Raw genomic sequence first — 19,252 nt, 5'->3', positions numbered from 1 at the left:
GATTTGAGTATTCTCGACTGACGGGGCCAGGGCTGCTGGTCGTCACTCCATAGTGAAACAATGAGCGAAGCGGGCCGAGCGAGCCCGCCACAAGGACAAGAATGCAACGTATCAAATGCCGCGTAGAGGAACTGCGCGAATATGTCGACACCATCTGGCATGTGGCCCTGACGCCGCAGCAAGCGATCAGCTTCAAGCCGGGCCAGTATCTGCTGGTGGTGATGAGCGATTCGGACAAGCGCCCCTTCTCCATCGCCAACTCGCCGACCCGCCCGGGCGTGCTGGAGCTGCAAATTGGTGCCACTCCCGAGAACGCCTACGCCGGTCAGGTGTTGGCCCGCATGCGCGAGCAGGGGGAGATCGAGGTCGAATTGCCGGCTGGCAAGGCGTTCCTGCGCGATGAATCCCCCCGTCCGCTGATCCTGATGGCGGGCGGCACCGGTTTCTCTTACGCCCGCTCCATTCTGGAGTACCTGATCGACACGGGCAGCAAGCGTCCGGTGTTCTTCTACTGGGGTGTGCGTCAGGCTCACTGGCTCTACGAACTGGAGCAGATGCAGCAGTGGGAGCGTGACTATGCGCCGCTCACCTTTATCCCGGTGGTGCAGGAGCCTGAGGCTGACTGGACCGGCAAGAGCGGGCTGGTGCACAAGGCGATCATGGATGACTTCGTCAGCCTCCACGACTACGACATCTATGTCGCCGGCCGTTTCGAGATGGCGGGGGCCGCGCGTGAGGAGTTCAAGATCCTCGGCGCCGAGCCGGAGCGCATCTTCGGTGACGCCTACGAATTTATCTGACGGGATCCCCGCTTGGATGACGCAGCCCCCGGTTTTGCCGGGGGCTTTTGTTTTTGTGGCTGCCGCAGTACCTGATCGTACCGAATGGTTGGATTATCGCGGCGTTATCCCATTATTTTTCAATATTTTGGCTATGAATGGCTACTAATCGAGCCTAGCTGATGGCATCTTTGTGGAGGATTGACAAGAGCATCCATAGAGCAAGCACAAGGAGGCGCAGTGTTGAGTGAAGAGGGCAGGGCATCTGCGGAGGATGACAGGGGAGAGACCGGCTCTATCGAGCGGGTCGCAACGCTGAACCCGTCCCCTCATGGCGGTGAAATAGCCCGTTTGCAGGCAGAGATCGCCGCTTTGCAGCATGAAAACTGCCTGTTGCAGGAGAAGCTCAATGCCGCCCTCGATGGCACCGGCATCTGTCTCTGGCAGGGCACTATTCCTACCGGCGAGCTGCGGGTCTTCAATCTGCAGAACTTTCAGGCCGGTGACATGGCCCCTCATTTCGATCAGTGGAGCGCCAAGCTCCATCCCGACGATCGCGCCCATGCCATGGGCAGCTACTTTGCCCACCTTGAGGGGAAAACCCCCTTCTATGAAGCCGAATACCGCACCATCAATCCGCAAGGCGAGGTCACCTGGCTGTGGGATAGGGGACGGGTCGTCGATCGGGATGGCGATGGCAAGCCGCTGCGGATCATGGGCTCCCATATCGATATCACCCAGCGCAAGGCCTATGAGCAGCGATTGGCTGAGCGAGCCAACAGCGACGCACTGACCGGCTTGCTCAACCGGCAGGGGTTTGGCAAGGCGTTTGCCCAGCTGCAGCCGCAAGGTGCGGGGGCGTTGCTCTTTATCGATCTGGATGATTTCAAGGGGATCAACGACCAGCTGGGCCACGCCTGCGGCGATCTGGTGTTGCAGCAGATGGCGGACTGGTTGCGCCTTATTATGCCTGGCTCGGCGCTATGTGGCCGTTACGGCGGCGACGAGTTTGTGGTGCATCTGCACCGGGATGTGTCGAGCCATGGCCTGGCGCAACTGGCTGACGCCCTGATCAGCCGGATGCACGGCTATGTGCCCAAACCCGGTTGCCCGCAACGGGTGGGGCTGAGTATCGGCATCGCCCTGTGGGAGGAGGAGCCATTGAGCTTCCGACAGGCATTGGAGGTGGCCGACCGTGCCATGTATGAGGCCAAGGCACGCGGCAAGCGGGCCTGGTATCTGCTTCAGGTGTGATGCTTTTTACAGGTTCAATTCAAAGCAAAAACCCCAGCCGAGCTGGGGTTTTTGTTATTCGCCTTTGGCGCCGAGCTGCTGCTCGAGCTGAGCCAGCTTGCTTTCGAGGGCGGCCAGTTTTTCACGGGTACGCAGCAGCACCTTGGTCTGCACGTCGAACTCTTCGCGGCTGACCAGATCCAGCTTGCCCAGCTGGGCTTGCAGTACCTGACGCATCTTCTTCTCGGCCTCTTCACCCATGCTGCGAATGCCGGGCGGCAGGGAGTTGTGCACCTGCTTGGCGATCTCTTCCAGTTTCTTCGGGTCGATCATGATGTCCTCCTTAAGCGTTGGCGGACATTCTACCGACAATTCCCTCACTTTGCCGAGATCGCGGCGGCTTTTTAGTCGTGATGGTGCCCGCTGGCTGGTCGGGTCTGGTGATGGGGCTACAACTGCTACCCTTGCGCCCCTTTGTTAACCTGAAACCATGACATGCACCACAAAGCTGAGCCAGAACTGTCCGGCATGAGTCTTATTTGGTGTTGGTTTTATGTTAACGTTTTGCAGTCGAGGTCGTGATGACCCCGTTGGCTTGTGATGGATAACAACCCTATAAAAAGAGAATAAAAAATGAAGAAGAAGCTAATTTATGCAGCTGTTGTCAGCGCCCTGCTGGCCGGATGTGGTGGAGATGACAACAAGGGAGACACCACCAGCTCCCTCGACTACGTCCTGAGTGGCGCCAACGGGGTGCGCCCGAGCGTGCTGGCCCCTCGTGCCAGCGACGGTACCCTGAAGTTTTCGACAGAAACGGCTGATCTGTCGAACCCGGTATCTGCCCTCTCCACTCTGGATGGTTGGTCAACCACCCAACCCATCCAGCTGGTACCGGCGACCGTGACCGGTGTCTCTGTGCCGGCACCGGCGGCCAGCGAGTATGCTTCTGCCGTTGCGCCCCTCTACCTGCTCGAGCTCACGCTGGATCCGGTCACTCTGCAACCCAACGGAGTCAAGGGCGGCAAGCCACTGGTTTATGGGACCGACTTTGTGGTCACCGGTGGGGACGGCAAGCTTAATCTGGTTCCGCTCAAGCCGCTCAATCCCTCTTCTTACTACATGATCGTGGCGACCGATGCCCTCAAGGACAGTCGCGGCACACCGCTCAAGGCGGGAGGCGATTACAGCAGCTTCAAATCGACAGCTGGCGCAACTACTCAGGAGCAGACCATCAACGGCCTGATCTCGCTGCAGGAAGGTCTGTTCAAAGCGGCCACCGGGATCACCAGCGATCGGGTGATCTTCTCCGACTGGTTTGCCACCCAATCTGGTGCCGATGTGCTGCTGGCAGTGAAAAGTGCCGCCGCTTCGGTGCTGAAGAGCCCGAGCTTGGACGCCGCGGTGCTGTGGAAACAGGATGCCAAGGGCAACACCAGCCTGCCAGCAACCTATACCATCAACGGTCTTAATGGCGGGGTGGATTTTCTGACCCAGCTGGCGAATGAGCCATTCTTGCCGCAGGATCAGAAAGATGCACTGACAGCCGCCTTTGGTGTTGGTACGCCGCTTAACGGGGTTGCCCAGCTAACCAAGGTGTATACCGGTACCGTCAAACTCCCTTACTTCCTCTCTACTCCAGCGATAGCCGGCTCCTGGGACAAGGCCAAGACCCAATCCTGGCACGGCGCCATTCCAAGCCTCTATGCCATCGCCAACGCGCTGAAAGCGGGCGATAGCGAGGTGATCGGTGGACTGGTCGGGGCGGGCGTGAACCCGGCATTGCTGGGTGAGCTGATCGCCGACCCGAGCCGTCAGAGTGAACTGCTGACCGAGGCAAGCAAGCTGATCGGGGTGACTCTCACCTCCGGTGGCAAGCCGCTGGATGCCGAGCGCAATATCGGCCGTTTCAACCCGTTGCCGACCCTGAGCGAAGTACAATCGGTACCGCTGCGGATCTTCGCCGCTGCACCGCTCAATACCATTACCGATGTGATCATCTATCAACACGGGGTTACCTCCATCAAGGAGAACGCCTATGCGCTGGCGCTGGGCCAGATAGGTGCCGGGTTAGACCCATCAGTGAACAAGGTGGTTGCTGTGGTGGTGATCGATCACCCGCTGCACGGCGAACGTGGCTACGCCCTGAGCAACAGCATGGCGACGGTGACCACATCGGAGAACCCGCTCCCCTATCTGAACCTCAACTATCTGACGGTGGCGCGGGACAATCTGAAACAGAGCGTGGCCGATCTGCTGGGACTGCGACTGGCTGTCGGTCTGGCCAACACCCAGGGATTGGGTGGCCAATTGGGTGGTGCCGGTCTGAAAGTTCACTTCCTTGGTCACTCACTCGGTGCCATTACCGGGGCCAATCTGCTGGCTGTCGCCAACCAGACCACCGGCAGTGCTCAGGCTGATGCCCTGTTCAAGTTCGATACCGGTGGTCTGGCGATGCCGGGTGGCGGCATCGCGCCGTTGTTGCTCAACTCGCCGAGCTTCGGGCCGACCATCAAGATGAGCGTGCTTACCTCGGGCAGTCCGGCGCTGAAAGCGGGTTTTACCGCCTATGCACCGAATTGCAAAACGGCTGCCGCCACTTGCTTCGTCAACGAGTTCCTGCCCAGTCTGGATGCGGCCACGCAGGCGGGTGCAGCGAGCACCTTGCAGAGCTATACCTTTGCCGCCCAGTCAGTGCTGGACTCTGCGGACCCGATCAATCTGGGCAGTGGCGTCGCCAAGAGCTTCCCGCTGTTCGCCACCGAAATTGTTGGCGATGGTGCGCTCAGCTTGCCGGATCAGGTGATCCCCAACAGCATCGCCTCTGCGCCGCTGGGTGGCACCGAGCCGCTGTTCCGTGTGCTGGGTTTGCAAGAGCTGAAGGGTTCCGGCGTGCTCCCGGCGGGTCACCATGCTGCGCGCTTCCTGAAAGGGGGCCATAGCTCGCTGCTGGCTCCTGACGAGAACTTCGATCAGGCTGGCGCGGTTACCACCGAGATCCAGACCCAGTTCGCCAGCTTCTTTATGAGTGGCGGTGCGGCGGTCAAGGTGACTGACGACACCCTGATCAAGCAGTAACTGCCTAGCGCGTAAAAAAACGCCGCCCTTCGGGGCGGCGTTCTCGTTTCTGCGGCTGCTGAAAAATCAGGTCGGCTGGTGGTTGCGATCCAGCCAGCCTTGCAGCAGGCCGACCAGCAGGCCGGTCAGGTGGGCGATATTGGCGGTGCTGGTGCCGAGCATGTCGAAGAAGCCGAGCACCATCCAGAACAGCATAAAGCCCATCAGCGCCGGTGGCAGAGTCAGGCCACAGGCGGGTTGCAGCTTGCTGCGCAGCCAGCAGTAGCCGAGCAGGGCATAGACCACGCCGGAGAGGCCGCCAAACAGCGGGCCGCTGGCAAAAAACTCGGCGATATTGGGCAGGGCGGCGCCCACCAGCAGCAGGATCAGCAACTTGCCGCTGCCGAGGCGCTGTTCGATCTGACCGCCGAGATACCACCACCACAGCAAGTTGAACACCAGATGGAGCACGGAGAAGTGGATCAGGGCGGGGGTGAAATAGCGCCACGCCTGCCAGTCGGTGAACTGGGCCAGTGTCGGGTGGAATGCCAGTTCGTCGTAGATGGGCAGGCCGATGGCCTCGATCCCGTAGATGGCGAGACAGGCGATGATGACCACCAGCGTCAGTGGCCCTGCCTGATGGAGGAAGTCGGTGATGGGATCCGTCATCCCCTTGCTGTAGTCGATGCGGGCATCGGCGCTACCAGATTGCCAGGAGGCCTCCATGTAGCGCGGATGGCCCGGCTCGGCCAGAAAGCGCTTCACCTCCAGCTGGGCCTGCGCGAGGCGCTGCTCGTCCGCCAGCCAGATGGTGACCCCCAGCTCGGACTGGGTCAGCTCGCAGGAGATGCCCAAGGTCGCCAGATAGTCCACCAGCGCCTGCGCCATGCGGGCGTTGTCGAGAACCAGCAGCTGGATCATGCCTCGCCTGCCTCGATGGGAAACTCCCGGCGCCACGCCTCGAAGCCGCCATCCAGACTGTAGACCTCGTCATAACCCTGTTGCAGCAGGTATTGGGCCGCCCCCTGGCTGCTGTTGCCGTGGTAGCACATCACGATGACCGGGGTATCGAAATCCACTTCGTTCATAAAGCGCACCAGGGTGCCGTTGGTGAGGTGGAAGGCGCCGACCGCGTGGGCCGCTTCAAAGGACTGCGGGTCGCGAATATCCACCAGACGGGCTTCACCCGCGCTCAGTTTCTGGTGGGCATCATGGGCATTGATATGGGCAAACTGGTCCATCGGGATGTCCTGCGAATAGGTTGATTACGGGCCAGTGTACCGCAAGCTTGGGCGCAAACTAACCCCACAAAAGATAAGGGAGCCTGCGGCTCCCTTGTCGATATGGCATGCTTGTCAGTGGGTTAACCGCCCAGATAGGCCTGCCGCACCGCCGGGTTGGCCAGCAGGGCGGCGCCCGTGTCTTGCAGCACCACGTGGCCGTTCTCCAGCACATAACCGCGGTCGGCCAGCTTGAGCGCCTGGTTGGCGTTCTGCTCCACCAGAAAGATGGTCATCCCCTTCTGGCGCAACTGCTCGATGGTGTCGAAGATCTGCTGGATGACGATGGGGGCCAGCCCCAGCGAGGGTTCATCCAGCAGCAGCAGGCGCGGTTTGCTCATCAGGGCACGGCCGATGGCCAGCATCTGCTGCTCGCCGCCGGACATGGTGCCCGCCCGTTGTTGCAGGCGCTCGTGCAGGCGCGGGAACAGGGTGAACACCTGGTCCAGCAACCCGTGCTGTTCGGCCTTGTCGACGAAGAAGGCGCCCATCAGCAGGTTCTCCTCCACAGTCAGGCGGGCGAAGATACGGCGCCCCTCCGGCACCACGGCGATATCCTTGCGCATGATGCGGGCGGTGGTGAGGGAGCTGATCTGTTCCCCCTCAAACCAGATGGAGCCGCTGCTGGGCTTGGGTTCGCCGCAGAGGGTCATCAGCAGGGTGGTCTTGCCGGCGCCGTTGGCACCGATCAGGGTGACGATTTCACCCTCTTTCACCTCGACGCTGACATCGTGCAGCGCCTGAATTTTGCCGTAGTGGGTCGATACGTTGCGAAGTTCTAACATCATTTTGTCCTTACGACTCGCCCAGATAGGCCTTGATCACTGCCGGGTTGTTGCGGATTTCATCCGGCTTGCCGTGGGCCAGCGGGGTGCCCTGGCTGACCACGAAGATGCGGTTGGAGATGCCCATTACCAGCTTCATATCGTGTTCGATCAGCAGCACCGAGACCCCGAACTCGTCCCGCAGGCTCATGATGAGCTCGTCCAGCTCGTCGGTCTCCTTCGGGTTGAGGCCGGCAGCAGGTTCGTCCAGCATCAGCAGCTCGGGCCGGGTCGCCATGCAGCGGGCGATCTCGAGGCGACGCTGCTGACCGTAGGCCAGGTTGCCGGCGGCGCGGTTGGCGAGATCTTTGAGCCCCACTTTATCCAGCCAGAAGGCGGCCCGCTCCAGCCCCTCCTGCTCGGCACGGCGGAAGGCCGGGGTCTTGAACAGGCCAGCGATAAAGCTGGTGTTGAGGTGCTGGTGCTGGGCAACCAGCAGGTTCTCCACCGCCGTCATCTCCTTGAACAGCCGCACGTGCTGGAAGGTACGCACAATCCCCTTGCGGGCGATGAGGTGGCCGGGCAGCCCCTGGATCTCCTCACCCTTGTAGCGGATGGTGCCGCCGCTCGGGCTGTAGAAGCCGGTCAGGCAGTTGAAGATGGTGGTCTTGCCCGCGCCGTTGGGACCGATGATGGAGATCACCTCGCCCTTGTCGATATCCAGCTTGACCCCGTTGACGGCCAGCAGGCCCCCGAAGCGCATCGACAGATCAGAGACTTCCATTAACTTCTGATGTGTACTCATTTCTTCAACTCCAGATGCGGACGGGTCATCGGCAGCAATCCCTGTGGCCGCCAGATCATCATGAACACCATCAAGAGGCCGAACATCAGCATGCGGTACTCGTTGAATTCGCGGGCCAGCTCCGGCAGCACCGTCATCACGATGGCAGCCAGCACCACCCCGATCTGGGAGCCCATGCCACCCAGCACCACAATCGCCAGCACAATGGCCGACTCGATAAAGACGAAGGATTCCGGGCTGATAAAGCCCTGCCGCGAGGCAAAGAAGCTGCCTGCGAAACCGGCGAAGGTAGCGCCTATGGTGAAGGCGGTCAGCTTGATGATGGTGGGGTTGAGCCCCAGCGATTTGCAGGCGATCTCGTCTTCCCGCAGCGCTTCCCAGGCGCGGCCAAGGGGCATCCGCAGCAGGCGGTTGATGACGAACAGGGTCACCACCACCAGCACCAGCGCCATCAGGTAGAGGAAGATCACCTTGTGGTTGGCGTTGTAGGTAATGCCGAAGAAGTTGTGGAAGGTATCAAAGCCCCCATCCTTGACGGTGCGGTTGAACTCCAGCCCCCCCAGCGTCGGCTTGGGAATGCCGGAGATGCCGTTCGGGCCGCCGGTCAGGGTGGTCATGTTGTTGAGCAGGATGCGGATGATCTCGCCAAAACCCAGGGTGACGATGGCCAGATAGTCCCCCCGCAGCCGCAGCACCGGGAAACCGAGCAGGAAGCCGAAGGTAGCGGCCATCAGCCCGGCGATGGGTAGGCACTCCCAGAAGCTCAGCCCGAAGTAGGTGTTGAGCAGGGCATAGCTGTAGGCGCCGACCGCGTAGAAGCCGACATAGCCGAGATCGAGCAGACCGGCGAGGCCGACCACCACGTTCAGCCCCAGCCCCAGCATGATGTAAATCAGGGTGAGGGTGGCGAGATCGATGGCGCCGCGAGAGGCCATAAAGGGCCAGCTCACCGCGAACAGCAGCACCAGCACGGCGGTGAGGTTATAGAGCTTGGGCGCCTCTTCCGGGCTCGGCAGCACCAGCTTGGTAAAGCCGACCGAGAAGCCGCTGATGGAGGCCTGAAACAGCTTGGCAATCTGGCCGCGCAGCATCTGGAACCAGAAAACGAGGGTGGCGCCCCCCAGTAGCCAGGCCAGCGACACATCGAGGCGGCTCACTACCTGCAGGCTGGAGCCATCGGTCTCCAGCTTGAAGCCGAGCAGCCAGAAAGAGAGAACCAGCAGCACCAGGCTGGCGATACAGGCGTGGATAAATTGATGTTTCATCACACTTTCTCCACTTCCGGACGACCCAGAATGCCGGTCGGCATAAAGAGCAGCACAAAAATGAGCAGGGCGAACGCCATCACATCCTTGTACTCGGTGCTGAGATAACCGGCGGTGAGGGCTTCAACCACACCGAGCAGCAGGCCGCCCAGTACGGCGCCCGGAATGCTGCCGATGCCGCCCAATACAGCGGCAGTGAAGGCCTTCAGACCGGCCATAAAGCCGAGGTAGGGGTTGATGACGCCGTAATACATGCCGAGCAGCACCCCGGCGACGGCGGCCAGCGCGGCCCCCAGCACGAAGGTGATGGAGATGACCACGTGGGTGTCTATCCCTAACAGGTTGGCCATCTTGATATCTTCCGAACAGGCGCGGCAGGCGCGGCCCATGCGGGAGCGGCCGATGAACTGGGTCAGTGCCAGCATGGTGATGAAAGTCACCACGAAGATAATCAGCTGCATATAGGAGAGGCTGGCCTGAAAACCATCTTCACCCCCCAGGGTCCAGCCACCGGAGATCAGGCTGGGCATGGCGATATCCCGTGAGCCCTGCGCCATTCGCATCATGTTCTGAAGGAAGATCGACATGCCGATGGCGGAGATGAGGGGGATCAGCCGGTTGCCACCGCGCAGTGGCCGGTAGGCGACCCGCTCGATGCTCCAGCCATAGGTGCCGGTGATGATGATACTGACCAGGAAGGCGCCCCCCAGCAGTAGAAAGGTGCTGTCGATGCCCATCATCATGAGCCCCGCCATCACCATAAAAGCGACATAGGAGCCGATCATGTAAACCTCGCCGTGGGCGAAGTTGATCATGCCGATGATGCCATAGACCATGGTGTAGCCAATGGCGATCAACGCATAGGTGCTGCCTATGGTTAATCCGTTCAGCAGTTGCTGAACCAGATAGAGGAGGTGTTCGGACATACTGCGTTCCCTGTACTTGCCCGCAAAGAGAGGAGGGGGTGAGCGTACTCACCCCCGATCGGCAGATTATTTGACTTGGCTGGAAGTACCGTCAGCGTGCCACTGGAACACACCGAATTCGAAGCCTTTCAGGTCACCGTTCGGTGCCCAGGTCAGGGGGCCCATCACGGTATCGATCGGCGCAGCCTTGATGGCGGCGGCAACTGCAGCCGGGTCATCTTCACCCGCCTTGGCGATACCGGCTGCCAGGGTTTGCACCGCTGCATAGGTGGTCCAGACGAACGGGCCGGAGGAGTCCTGACCCTTGGCCTTGAACGCCGCCACCAGCGGGGCGTTGGCAGGTACCAGATCGTATTTGTTCGGCAGGGTCACCAGCAGGCCTTCGGAAGCCGGGCCACCGATGGCGGAGATATCCTTGTTACCCACCCCTTCCGGGCCCATGAACTTGGCTTTCAGCCCTTTCTCGCCAGCCTGACGCAGGATCAGACCCAGCTCAGGGTGATAGCCGCCGTAGTAGACGAAATCGACGTTCTCTTTCTGCAGTTTGGCGATCAGGGCGGAGAAGTCCTTGTCACCGGCGGTGATCCCTTCAAAGGCCACCACTTTCACGCCAGCCTTGTCGAGCGCCGCTTTGACGCTGGAAGCGATCCCTTCACCGTACTGCTTCTTGTCGTGGATAACGGCCACGCGCTGGGGTTTGACCTGCTCGATGATGTACTTGGCGGCAGTCGGGCCCTGATCGCTATCCAGGCCGATGGTGCGCAGGGTCAGCTGGTAACCGCGCTCGGTGATCTTGGGGTTGGTGGAGGCGGGGGTGACCATCAGGATCCCCTCGTCTTCATAGATGTCGGAGGCGGGCAGGGTGTTGTCGGAGCAGAGGTGGCCGACCACAAACTTGACGCCGTCGTTCACCACCTTGTTGGCGACGGCCACCGCCTGTTTGGGATCGCAGGCATCGTCATAGACGACCGCTTCGATCTGCTTGCCATTGATGCCGCCAGCCTTGTTGATCTGCTCGACCGCCATCTTGCCGCCGGTGAACTGCATGTCCCCGTACTGGGCGACCGGGCCGGTGACCGGGCCTGCGATACCTATCTTGATGGTGTCTGCCGCGTGGGCGATGGAGATCGATCCAAACAGAGCCAAAGAAACCGCTGCGCCAACTGTGATTTTGCTCAACTTATGCATTGATTCGTCCCTTAATCAGTGGATTGTTTCATTTCCGTGTGCCATTCCGGATCTACATCCCGTGCATCCGGCTATAGGTATGGTTCTATCATTCCTCACGGGGCAATAACAAGCTGTTAAAGATACTAACCAGAGGGGGTTGGATGGGCGGATTTTGAAATAAATGACCTGTTATTTTCGGCTAATCAGAGCTTAATTTTGATTTGTTGACTTAACATCTTGGTAACGAGAGGCGATTCTGACAAACGCCAGAGGATTAATCTGGCGATATTTTACTCTGACAGCGCTCCCATTTTGACCACAATCCATTTGCGCAAACAGAAATGAGCGCCTAAATTAGCCGGCATTGACAATTCCGTGGCAGAGCTCGTTAAAACCAAGCCTTTATTCGGGAAATCTGCTAATGTTCCGCCTTTGACAGTCAGGAGACAGAGATGGCCACTATCAAGGATGTCGCCTCGCGCGCAGGCGTATCCATCTCCACCGTCTCACATGTGCTCAACCACACTCGGCGGGTCAGCGAAGACGCGACCCAGAAAGTGATTGAGGCGGTGGCAGAACTCAACTACGCGCCCAACTCGGTAGCGCGCAGTCTTAAAATAAATTCGACCAAGACCATTGGTATGCTGGTCACCACCAGCGTAAACCCCTTCTTCGCAGAAGTGGTGCAAGGGGTTGAAGCGTACTGCTTCGAACAGGGCTACAGCCTGATCCTCTGCAACACCGAAAACCAGCCGCCTCGCCAACAGCATTACCTGAGAATGCTGATGGAAAAACGGGTGGATGGCCTGCTGGTATTGGGTACCGATATCGACACCCCGTTGCGCGACATGCTGCGCATCCACAAGAACGTGCCGCAGGTGGTACTGGATTGGGGCACGGAGTGCGATTTCGCCAACGTCATCAACGACAACGCCCGCATCGGCGCCCGCATGGCCGTTCGCCATCTGCTGGAGCTGGGGCACCGCGATATCGTCTGCATCACTGGCCAGCTCTCCAAGCCGACCACCCAGCAGCGACTGGACGGGGTACGTGATGCGCTCGGTGAACATGGTCTGACCCTCAAAGATGAACAGGTCTTTGAAGGGGACTACGAGAGCCAGAGCGGCTTCGATGCCATGCAGCGTATCCTGGCCCTGCAGCCTCGTCCGACCGCGGTCTTTGCCTTTGACGATCCCATGGCGATCGGCGCGATTTGCGCTGCCTGGGAAGCGGGAGTCAAGGTGCCGGACGATATCTCCATCATCGGTTACGACGATGTGGAGATGGCGCGCTTCTCCAGCCCGCCGCTGACCACCATCCGCCACCCGAAGGCCGAACTGGGCCAGCTGGCGGTGAAGCATCTGGTCAGCCGGATCCGCAACAAGGAGCTGGAAGTGGAGTCGATGACGGTACAGCCCGAGCTGATCGTCCGTCGCTCGGTCAAACCGCTGCGTTAATCCGCACCCGTTGCCAAAACGAAAAACCCCCTCTGTCACGAGGGGGTTTTTGTTTATGGGCGGTTTACTTCAGTTCCGGCCAGTAGGCTTTGTTGGCCTCTATCAAGTCATCGAGAATGGACTTGGCTACCGAGGCACTGGGCACTGTCTTGGATAGGGTGATCGCTTGCCACAGCTTCTGGTAAGAGTGCTCGACCCAGGCTTCGACCACCAGTTTCTCGACCGCGACCTGCTGACCCATCATGCCCTGCTGGAACAGCGGGATGCTGCCCACCTGCAGCGGCTCTGGTCCGCTGCTGCCGACCAGGCAGGGGATCTCGACCATGGCTTCCGGGTCAAAGTTGGGGATGGCGCCGCGATTGGGAACGATCAGCAACATCCGCTCTTGGGTGTTGAAGGCAATGGCGGTTGCCAGGTCAACGATATAGGAGGCGTGTTCATCGATCTCCAGCTCGCCCGCTGCTGAATTGCCTGCCTTGACGATGTCGGTACAGGCGGTGAAGACCTGCTTCTCGCGGTGCTCCATCACCTCGTTGGCGCGGGTGTGTTCCGGGTTGGAGTGGGCCACCACATAGTCCGGGTAGAGGTAGTACTTCAGATAGGTGTTGGGCAGGGTATCCGGGTCGAGCGCCCATACATCCTTTGCCTTGGCGAAGGTATCGTTCCAGCTTGCTTCGGCATGGCTGGCGCTATTGGGCACATAGCCGTGGCGGGCGACGTGCTCCTTGATCTTCGGCATCAGGTCGTTACCTTCCAGATCCTCGATGCGGGTCCACCAGCCAAAGTGGTTGAGGCCGTAGTAGCGTACCCGCATCTCTTTGCGGGATTTGAGACCGGCAATCTGGGCCATGCGCCCCTCGATCCCGATCGGCATGTCGCAGATGTTGAGGATTTTGGCGTTGGGACGCAGGCGACGGGTCGCTTCGGCCACAATGGCGGCCGGGTTGGAGTAGTTGAGCATCCAGGCATTGGGTGAGTACTGCTCCATATAGTCGACCAGCTCCAGCACTCCGCCGATGGAGCGCATGCCGTAGGCGATACCGCCCGGGCCGCAGGTCTCCTGACCGACCACGCCATGACGCAGCGGGATCTTCTCGTCCAGCTCGCGCATCGGATATTTGCCAACCCGGATATGGGCCATGACGAAATCTACATCGCTAAACGCTGCTTTGGGGTCGGTGCCATAGCTGAAGGCGATCTCGGGAGCCTTCTCTTTCAGCAGGATTTTGCAGGCTTCGGCGATGATCTCCTGACGGGCACCATCGTTGTCGTAGAATTTGATCTCCTTGAGCGGGAAGCGATGTTGATTTTCCAGCAACATCAGAACGATACCAGGAGTAAAAGTGCTGCCACCACCGGCAATGACTACAGAGAATTTTTTCATGATCATGACTCCATTACTAAAGACGATTGTTGATGACTGTTGTTCATAATCGATTCCATATTTTCACGTACCTGAGGTACATGCAGACCGATAATTACCTGGATACTATCGCCATGGCGGACGACACCATGGGCCCCCAATTTAATAAACTCCTCATCTGCAGCGGCTAGCTTGCTGTTAACCAGCGATATTCTTAAGCGGGTGGCACAATTATTCAGACTGCGTATATTTTTGACTCCACCAAGCGCTTCGATAATTTGTGTTGCACTATCACTGCCACGCTGGTTTTTGGCTGCCTGATAATCTGACTTGGAATAAAGCTTTATTTCACTGTCTTCCCGGCCCGGTGTTTTAAGATTGAGTCTGATAATCAGCGCGCGGAATATCAGGAACCAGATTCCGGTAAAGACCAACCCGATAGCGATCTGGGTGAACATCATTCCCGCATGGTTGTGGAACATGGGTATCCAGTTCTGCGGCAGGAACTGGTCGAGCAGACCTCCACCCATGTTGCCGACCACACCAAACAGGTACATCACAGTCGACATGGTGGCTGCCAGCAGGGCGTGGATGGCAAACAGCAGCGGCGAGATGAAGAGGAAGGTGAACTCCAGCGGCTCGGTGATACCGACCAGAATGGCGGTCAGGGTGGCCGGGATCAGCAGGCCTGCCACCTTGGCCTTGTTCTCTTTGGCTGCCGTGGCATAGATGGCCAGAGCAATCCCCATGGCACCGAAAATCTTCGAGTTGCCGTGCAGGGCAAAGCCACCCTGAGGGAACTGTTCAATCAGCGGGCGAGTGCTCTGGCTGAACTCCAGCATGTGCTGTGCCCAATAGAGCTGAATGCCCCCCTCTACTGCCGCTGGACCGAAGATGAAGGGGCCGTAGATAAAGTGATGCAGGCCGGTCGGGATCAAAATCCGCTCGAGGAAGGTGTATACCCACACCCCGACCGGACCCGAGACCAGCATGAAATTCTGCAGGGAGGCGATGCCCATCTGTACTTTTGGCCAGCCAAGCAGGGTCAGCCAGGCGCAGGGGATCATCACGAAGAAGGCGACAATGGTGACAAAGGAGCTGCCCTGAAAGATGCCGAGAAAGACCGGCAGTTGGCGATCAAACAGGCGGTTGTGCAGTGCCGTCACGATGCCGGAGATGACGATGGCCCCTATGATGCTGGTATCCAGGGTTTTGATCCCCGCCACCATGGTGAGGCCACTTTCCCCCCCCACATCCTGACTGAAGTCGACCCCGAAATAACTGCCCCAGGTCATGCCCATGGCGTTGATAAAATAGTTCCAGGTCATGAAACTGACCAATACAGCCAGACAGGCTCTGGCTTGAGCCTTATTTGCCAGACCGATTGGCAGGCCAATGGCAAATATCAGCGGCATATTCCTGAATACTGTCCAGCCACCCTCTTCAATAATATGGATGATCTGGAAGAATAATCCTTGTGGGTTTGCCAGTGATTCACCGACAAACATCGGGTTTTTCAGCATAATTGCAATGCCTACTACCATACCTGCAAAAGGAAAAAGCAGTACAGGAGTGAACATTGCTCCGCCAAAACGTTGAATTTGACTGAGCATATATTGTCCCTTGGTTGAAATAGCTAATCGAATCCTTGCCGGTGTTGCCAGATGCAAATTAGCAACGATAAAAAGAGACCTCATGAAATATCTTGGAATAATGTGATCTGACGCATGCAGTTATTTAGACAAAGATGTCTAACTTTTGCGATATTGTTGTACCTCTTGGTTTCGTGATGTTCTTGCAGCTTTAGTTGAAAGTTAAGTTATTGTTTTTAAGCAATTTAGCTACTTGATTGAGAATAAGATGGTTGGCGTTGTGACCACAGGAGATGTCTAGCAGTGATCTATAAATCGGTGGCTGATCGACTCAGGATCAGGGTAAACGGTGCCGAGTGCCGGGTGGGAGATGTGTTGCCGGGCGAAAAAGCGCTGGCAGAACAGTATGGTGTCTCCCGCATGACCATTCGCAAAGCGGTAGACATGTTGATCGAGTGGGGATTGGTCGAGCGGCGCCACGGCAGCGGCACCTATGTGACGAAAAAGGATGTCCAGCATGAGACCAAAGGGCTGAGCGGGTTTACCGAACTGATGCGCGAGCAGGGGCGCACGTTGACCAGCCAGGTGTTGGAATTTCGCACCATGCCTGCGCCACCGGCCATCGCCAGCCAGCTGAGGGTGAAGGTGAATGAACCCGTCTATTACTCCAGCCGGATCCGCTCGGTGGATGGTCGGGCTCTGCTGCTGGAAGAGAGCTATATGCCGGTCAGACTGTTTCGCAATCTGTCGGTCGCCCATCTGGAAGGGTCCAAATTCGACTACATCGAACGGGAGTGCGGCATCGCGATTGCGGGTAACTATGAGTGCTTCAGTGCCGTGCTGGCGGATCGGGTTACTGCCGAGCTGCTCCATATCGAGCAGGGGGCCCCTATCCTGCGGCTCACCTCGCTCTCATACAGCGAGAGCGGAGAGTTCCTCAACTACTCCATCATGTTCCGCAATGGTAACGACTACCATGTCGACTACCACCTGCACCGTTTTCGTTAATCCGCTCGCCAGCCTGCGGGTTGGTTATTGTCTGGATGCAGGGCCTTTCACGAAGCAGGGAATGGCCCTCTATCTGGTGGATATTCCCCTCGTTTGAGCTGTCTCGCATTTTGCCTGTTAATCGTTTGATCAATATCAACAAAGGGTTAAGTTCTGATGGACTCCCGACTTAACCGTTCCATCCTGTAGGTTGGGTATGACTGTCAAGGATGGTGTCTTATGTTCCCCCCTCGCAAGCTGGGTCACCAGATCACGCTGCTGGCAATCGGCGGCATCGTATTGCTCGCCGTGGTGCTGCTTACCTTTAACCTGTTTGAAAATCGCCAGCGGGCGCTCGCGGCCGAGCAGGCTGCACTGCGTAGCCAGCTCCAGAACGTGGAAGCGGTGATCAAAAACACCAGCCATGAAACCGTGCTGGCGGCGACTCTGATCGCCCAGCGGCCGGATGCAGCCAGGGCGGTGGCCGACAAGGATTGGCAGACCCTCGCCAATCTGTTTGATCCGCTCTGGCCCGCCCTCAAGGCGCAGGGGATCGAGCAGTTCCAGTTCCACCTGCCGCCAGCTACTTCCCTCTATCGGGTACACAAGCCGGAAAAACACGGTGATGACCTCTCTGCCATTCGCCCCACTGTGGTTGAGGTGAATCGCGAGCATCATGCCGTTGGCGGGCTGGAGATTGGCGTGGCTGGTACCGGTTTGCGCGGGGTCGTGCCGGTCACCTTCAACGGGCAGCCGGTCGGTTCGGTGGAGTTCGGTCGTGCTCTGGATGAAAAGCTGTTTGGCCAACTGCTGGACAAGCAGGTGCAGCTCGCCATCTATCTGTTTGAGCAGGGCAAGCTGGTGACGCTGGTTGGCACATCCCGGCTTGGTGAGGCGATGGAGTGGTATCAGCCGGTACTGGCCGGTGAGGAACGCTTCGTCAATATGACGCAGCAGGGGAGTGATTTGCTGGTGATGGCGGCGCCCCTGCGCGATTACTCCGGCAAGGCGGTCGGTATCATCGAGTTGACCCGGGATCACAGTCTGGTCGCGGCCGATCTGGCTCGTCAGGGCTGGCAGATGGCGATCATCTCTCTGGTAGGAGCTCTGGTGATTGCCATGGTGATGGCGTTCGCACTCAATCGCATCAATCGACCGCTGCTCGACAGCGTCAAGGCGCTGGAGGCGCTGGCCAATGGCTCCGGCGATCTCGGCAGCAAGCTGCCAGTGGCGGGGCCGGAGGAGATCCGCCGGCTCGGGTCGGCATTCAATGCCTTTGTTGCCAAGATCCGCGACACCATCAGCCAGCTCACCGCCACTCTGGGCGAACTGGCTGGCGAGAGCGAGCGGTTGTCGCGCAGTGCGGCCGGCAATCTTGGCAGCATGACGCGCCAGCAGGAGCAGACCACCCAGCTCGCCACCGCCATGACCGAGATGACCAGCACGGTACACGAGGTGGCCAACAACACGGCACAGGCGGCCGAAGCGGCCAACGAAGCGGACAATCAGGCGGTCACCGGTGATGAGGTGGTGCAGCAGAGCGTCAACATGATCGAACAGCTGGCCGAGGAGATCGCCAGCGCGGGCAACACGGTGAAAGAGGTTGCCAAGGCCAGCGAGCAGATTGGCTCGGTGCTGGCGGTGATCCAGTCCATCGCCGAGCAGACCAACCTGCTGGCCCTCAACGCCGCCATAGAGGCGGCCCGGGCCGGGGAACAGGGGCGCGGTTTTGCGGTGGTGGCCGACGAGGTGCGCTCGCTGGCCGGGCGCACCCAGCACTCCACCGCCGAGATCCGTGGCACCATCGAGCAGCTGCAACGGGCGGTGGGCACCACGGTGACCATGATCGAACACAGCGTTTCGCGGGCGGGGGAGTCGGTGGAGCGGGCCAATCAGGCGGGGGAAGCCCTCGGCCGGATCAAGGGGGCGGTCAACAGCATTCGTGACATGAACACCCAGATCGCCGCTGCCTCGGAGGAGCAATCCTCGGTGAGCGACGAGATCACCCGCAATATCGTCAGTGTCCACGAGATCTCCCAGGCCACCACGCTGGTGGCGCGGGATACCGCCCATATCGCCAGCCATGTGGCGACCCTGGTGGATAAGCTGGGGGATCTGGCCGGACAGTTCCAGGATGGTTCCAACGTGCGGATGGTGCTGAGTCGTGCCCGCGCCGCTCATATGGGCTGGAAGACCCGGGTGCGCGCCTATCTAGATGGGCAGGAGGGGTTGTCGCGCAGCGAGGCGGTCAGTGACAAGGAGTGCCGCCTTGGCCACTGGTACTTCAGCGAAGGGCAGGCATGCTGCGGCGATCAACCCGCCTTCAGGGCGATGGCCGCCCCCCACGCCAGACTGCATCAGGTGATCCAGCAGATTATCGAGCTGAAAAATCAGCACAAGCATGAAGAGGCAGAGGCTCTCTATCGCGAGATCGAGCAGAACTCAGAGCAGGTAGTGGGCTGCATCGATCAGCTGCTGCAGGAGATGACCAAGCCGGAGCGTTAATGACGAGCGGATCGGATAGCCAAAGGGCTGACAGCGATGTCAGCCCTTTTTCAAGGTGCGGGTCTGGGGCGA

At 59.2% G+C, this 19,252-nt stretch carries 17 protein-coding genes; 7 read left to right on the top strand and 10 right to left on the bottom strand.

The window, feature by feature from the left end; genetic code table 11:
- Positions 1-101 precede the first annotated feature (101 nt).
- The 3 genes from fre to WBR25_RS20625 all read left to right on the top strand — a co-directional run bounded on the left by fre (position 102) and on the right by WBR25_RS20625 (position 2,033).
- Positions 102-800 carry an NAD(P)H-flavin reductase gene (fre, locus tag WBR25_RS20635; protein WP_005339423.1) on the top strand — a complete coding sequence of 233 codons (699 nt, stop codon included), beginning with the start codon at positions 102-104 and terminating at the stop codon, positions 798-800.
- Positions 801-816: 16 nt separating this feature from the next.
- Entirely contained in the window at positions 817-948 is a 132-nt protein-coding gene (locus tag WBR25_RS20630; protein WP_257124013.1) for a hypothetical protein, read from the top strand.
- 71 nt (positions 949-1,019) lie between these two features.
- Complete coding sequence (locus WBR25_RS20625) at positions 1,020-2,033, top strand: GGDEF domain-containing protein (protein WP_342402526.1); 1,014 nt, start codon at positions 1,020-1,022, stop codon at positions 2,031-2,033.
- A 54-nt stretch (positions 2,034-2,087) separates the two neighbouring features.
- Here WBR25_RS20625 and ubiK read toward each other — a convergent pair whose 3' ends face one another.
- Positions 2,088-2,345 (bottom strand): ubiquinone biosynthesis accessory factor UbiK, encoded by a 258-nt coding sequence (gene ubiK / locus WBR25_RS20620; protein ID WP_005339429.1) that lies wholly within the window; start codon positions 2,343-2,345, stop codon positions 2,088-2,090.
- Between the two features lie 300 nt (positions 2,346-2,645).
- Here ubiK and WBR25_RS20615 point away from each other — a divergent pair, with 300 nt between their 5' ends.
- Complete coding sequence (locus WBR25_RS20615) at positions 2,646-5,087, top strand: VolA/Pla-1 family phospholipase (protein WP_479749111.1); 2,442 nt, start codon at positions 2,646-2,648, stop codon at positions 5,085-5,087.
- Positions 5,088-5,153: 66 nt separating this feature from the next.
- Here WBR25_RS20615 and glpG read toward each other — a convergent pair whose 3' ends face one another.
- The 7 genes from glpG to WBR25_RS20580 all read right to left on the bottom strand — a co-directional run bounded on the left by glpG (position 5,154) and on the right by WBR25_RS20580 (position 11,294).
- Entirely contained in the window at positions 5,154-5,987 is an 834-nt protein-coding gene (gene glpG, locus WBR25_RS20610; RefSeq protein ID WP_158111266.1) for a rhomboid family intramembrane serine protease GlpG, read from the bottom strand.
- Positions 5,984-6,307, bottom strand: coding sequence for a thiosulfate sulfurtransferase GlpE (gene glpE / locus WBR25_RS20605; RefSeq protein WP_005355913.1), 324 nt, complete (start codon positions 6,305-6,307; stop codon positions 5,984-5,986). Before glpE ends, glpG begins: the two co-directional genes overlap by 4 nt.
- 122 nt (positions 6,308-6,429) lie before the next feature.
- Positions 6,430-7,131: an ABC transporter ATP-binding protein gene (locus WBR25_RS20600; protein WP_005342433.1), complete on the bottom strand. Its 702-nt coding sequence runs from the start codon at positions 7,129-7,131 to the stop codon at positions 6,430-6,432.
- Positions 7,132-7,141: 10 nt separating this feature from the next.
- Positions 7,142-7,915, bottom strand: coding sequence for a high-affinity branched-chain amino acid ABC transporter ATP-binding protein LivG (gene livG / locus WBR25_RS20595; protein ID WP_005357323.1), 774 nt, complete (start codon positions 7,913-7,915; stop codon positions 7,142-7,144).
- Positions 7,912-9,180 carry a high-affinity branched-chain amino acid ABC transporter permease LivM gene (locus WBR25_RS20590; protein ID WP_005355922.1) on the bottom strand — a complete coding sequence of 423 codons (1,269 nt, stop codon included), beginning with the start codon at positions 9,178-9,180 and terminating at the stop codon, positions 7,912-7,914. The genes livG and WBR25_RS20590 overlap by 4 nt, the downstream gene beginning before the upstream one ends.
- The gene (gene livH / locus WBR25_RS20585) at positions 9,180-10,106 is read right to left on the bottom strand and encodes a high-affinity branched-chain amino acid ABC transporter permease LivH (protein WP_005339439.1); all 927 of its coding nucleotides are present in this window, start codon (positions 10,104-10,106) and stop codon (positions 9,180-9,182) included. The genes WBR25_RS20590 and livH overlap by 1 nt, the downstream gene beginning before the upstream one ends.
- A gap of 66 nt (positions 10,107-10,172) precedes the next feature.
- On the bottom strand, positions 10,173-11,294 hold the full coding sequence (locus WBR25_RS20580; protein WP_005339442.1) for a branched-chain amino acid ABC transporter substrate-binding protein: 1,122 nt from the start codon (positions 11,292-11,294) through the stop codon (positions 10,173-10,175).
- 434 nt (positions 11,295-11,728) lie between these two features.
- Here WBR25_RS20580 and WBR25_RS20575 point away from each other — a divergent pair, with 434 nt between their 5' ends.
- A complete protein-coding gene (locus WBR25_RS20575) occupies positions 11,729-12,733 on the top strand; it encodes a substrate-binding domain-containing protein (RefSeq protein ID WP_005355925.1) in 1,005 nt (334 codons plus the stop codon).
- A 64-nt stretch (positions 12,734-12,797) separates the two neighbouring features.
- Here WBR25_RS20575 and WBR25_RS20570 read toward each other — a convergent pair whose 3' ends face one another.
- Together WBR25_RS20570 and WBR25_RS20565 are read right to left on the bottom strand one after the other, a co-directional pair.
- Positions 12,798-14,123 carry a 6-phospho-alpha-glucosidase gene (locus WBR25_RS20570; protein WP_206692012.1) on the bottom strand — a complete coding sequence of 442 codons (1,326 nt, stop codon included), beginning with the start codon at positions 14,121-14,123 and terminating at the stop codon, positions 12,798-12,800.
- Complete coding sequence (locus WBR25_RS20565) at positions 14,120-15,709, bottom strand: alpha-glucoside-specific PTS transporter subunit IIBC (protein WP_323925388.1); 1,590 nt, start codon at positions 15,707-15,709, stop codon at positions 14,120-14,122. The genes WBR25_RS20570 and WBR25_RS20565 overlap by 4 nt, the downstream gene beginning before the upstream one ends.
- Positions 15,710-15,991: 282 nt before the next feature.
- Between WBR25_RS20565 and WBR25_RS20560 the strand changes: the two genes are divergently transcribed.
- Together WBR25_RS20560 and WBR25_RS20555 are read left to right on the top strand one after the other, a co-directional pair.
- Entirely contained in the window at positions 15,992-16,696 is a 705-nt protein-coding gene (locus WBR25_RS20560) for a GntR family transcriptional regulator (RefSeq protein WP_005357335.1), read from the top strand.
- 219 nt (positions 16,697-16,915) lie between these two features.
- The gene (locus WBR25_RS20555; protein WP_479749107.1) at positions 16,916-19,180 is read left to right on the top strand and encodes a methyl-accepting chemotaxis protein; all 2,265 of its coding nucleotides are present in this window, start codon (positions 16,916-16,918) and stop codon (positions 19,178-19,180) included.
- The last annotated feature ends 72 nt before the right edge of the window (positions 19,181-19,252 follow it).

This window comes from Aeromonas sp. MTB, assembly GCF_056632455.1.
This window is presented reverse-complemented; position numbering and strand designations above follow the sequence as displayed.

What these genes read in the sequence shown, in the direction of transcription:
- fre (WP_005339423.1), top strand. Translation starts at nt 102, where the DNA reads ATGCAACGTATCAAATGCCGCGTAGAGGAACTGCGCGAATATGTCGAC.
- WBR25_RS20630 (WP_257124013.1), top strand. Translation starts at nt 817, where the DNA reads ATGACGCAGCCCCCGGTTTTGCCGGGGGCTTTTGTTTTTGTGGCTGCC.
- ubiK (WP_005339429.1), bottom strand. Translation starts at nt 2,345, where the DNA reads ATGATCGACCCGAAGAAACTGGAAGAGATCGCCAAGCAGGTGCACAAC.
- WBR25_RS20615 (WP_479749111.1), top strand. Translation starts at nt 2,646, where the DNA reads ATGAAGAAGAAGCTAATTTATGCAGCTGTTGTCAGCGCCCTGCTGGCC.
- glpG (WP_158111266.1), bottom strand. Translation starts at nt 5,987, where the DNA reads ATGATCCAGCTGCTGGTTCTCGACAACGCCCGCATGGCGCAGGCGCTG.
- glpE (WP_005355913.1), bottom strand. Translation starts at nt 6,307, where the DNA reads ATGGACCAGTTTGCCCATATCAATGCCCATGATGCCCACCAGAAACTG.
- WBR25_RS20600 (WP_005342433.1), bottom strand. Translation starts at nt 7,131, where the DNA reads ATGTTAGAACTTCGCAACGTATCGACCCACTACGGCAAAATTCAGGCG.
- livG (WP_005357323.1), bottom strand. Translation starts at nt 7,915, where the DNA reads ATGAGTACACATCAGAAGTTAATGGAAGTCTCTGATCTGTCGATGCGC.
- WBR25_RS20590 (WP_005355922.1), bottom strand. Translation starts at nt 9,180, where the DNA reads ATGAAACATCAATTTATCCACGCCTGTATCGCCAGCCTGGTGCTGCTG.
- livH (WP_005339439.1), bottom strand. Translation starts at nt 10,106, where the DNA reads ATGTCCGAACACCTCCTCTATCTGGTTCAGCAACTGCTGAACGGATTA.
- WBR25_RS20580 (WP_005339442.1), bottom strand. Translation starts at nt 11,294, where the DNA reads ATGCATAAGTTGAGCAAAATCACAGTTGGCGCAGCGGTTTCTTTGGCT.
- WBR25_RS20575 (WP_005355925.1), top strand. Translation starts at nt 11,729, where the DNA reads ATGGCCACTATCAAGGATGTCGCCTCGCGCGCAGGCGTATCCATCTCC.
- WBR25_RS20570 (WP_206692012.1), bottom strand. Translation starts at nt 14,123, where the DNA reads ATGATCATGAAAAAATTCTCTGTAGTCATTGCCGGTGGTGGCAGCACT.
- WBR25_RS20565 (WP_323925388.1), bottom strand. Translation starts at nt 15,709, where the DNA reads ATGCTCAGTCAAATTCAACGTTTTGGCGGAGCAATGTTCACTCCTGTA.
- WBR25_RS20555 (WP_479749107.1), top strand. Translation starts at nt 16,916, where the DNA reads ATGTTCCCCCCTCGCAAGCTGGGTCACCAGATCACGCTGCTGGCAATC.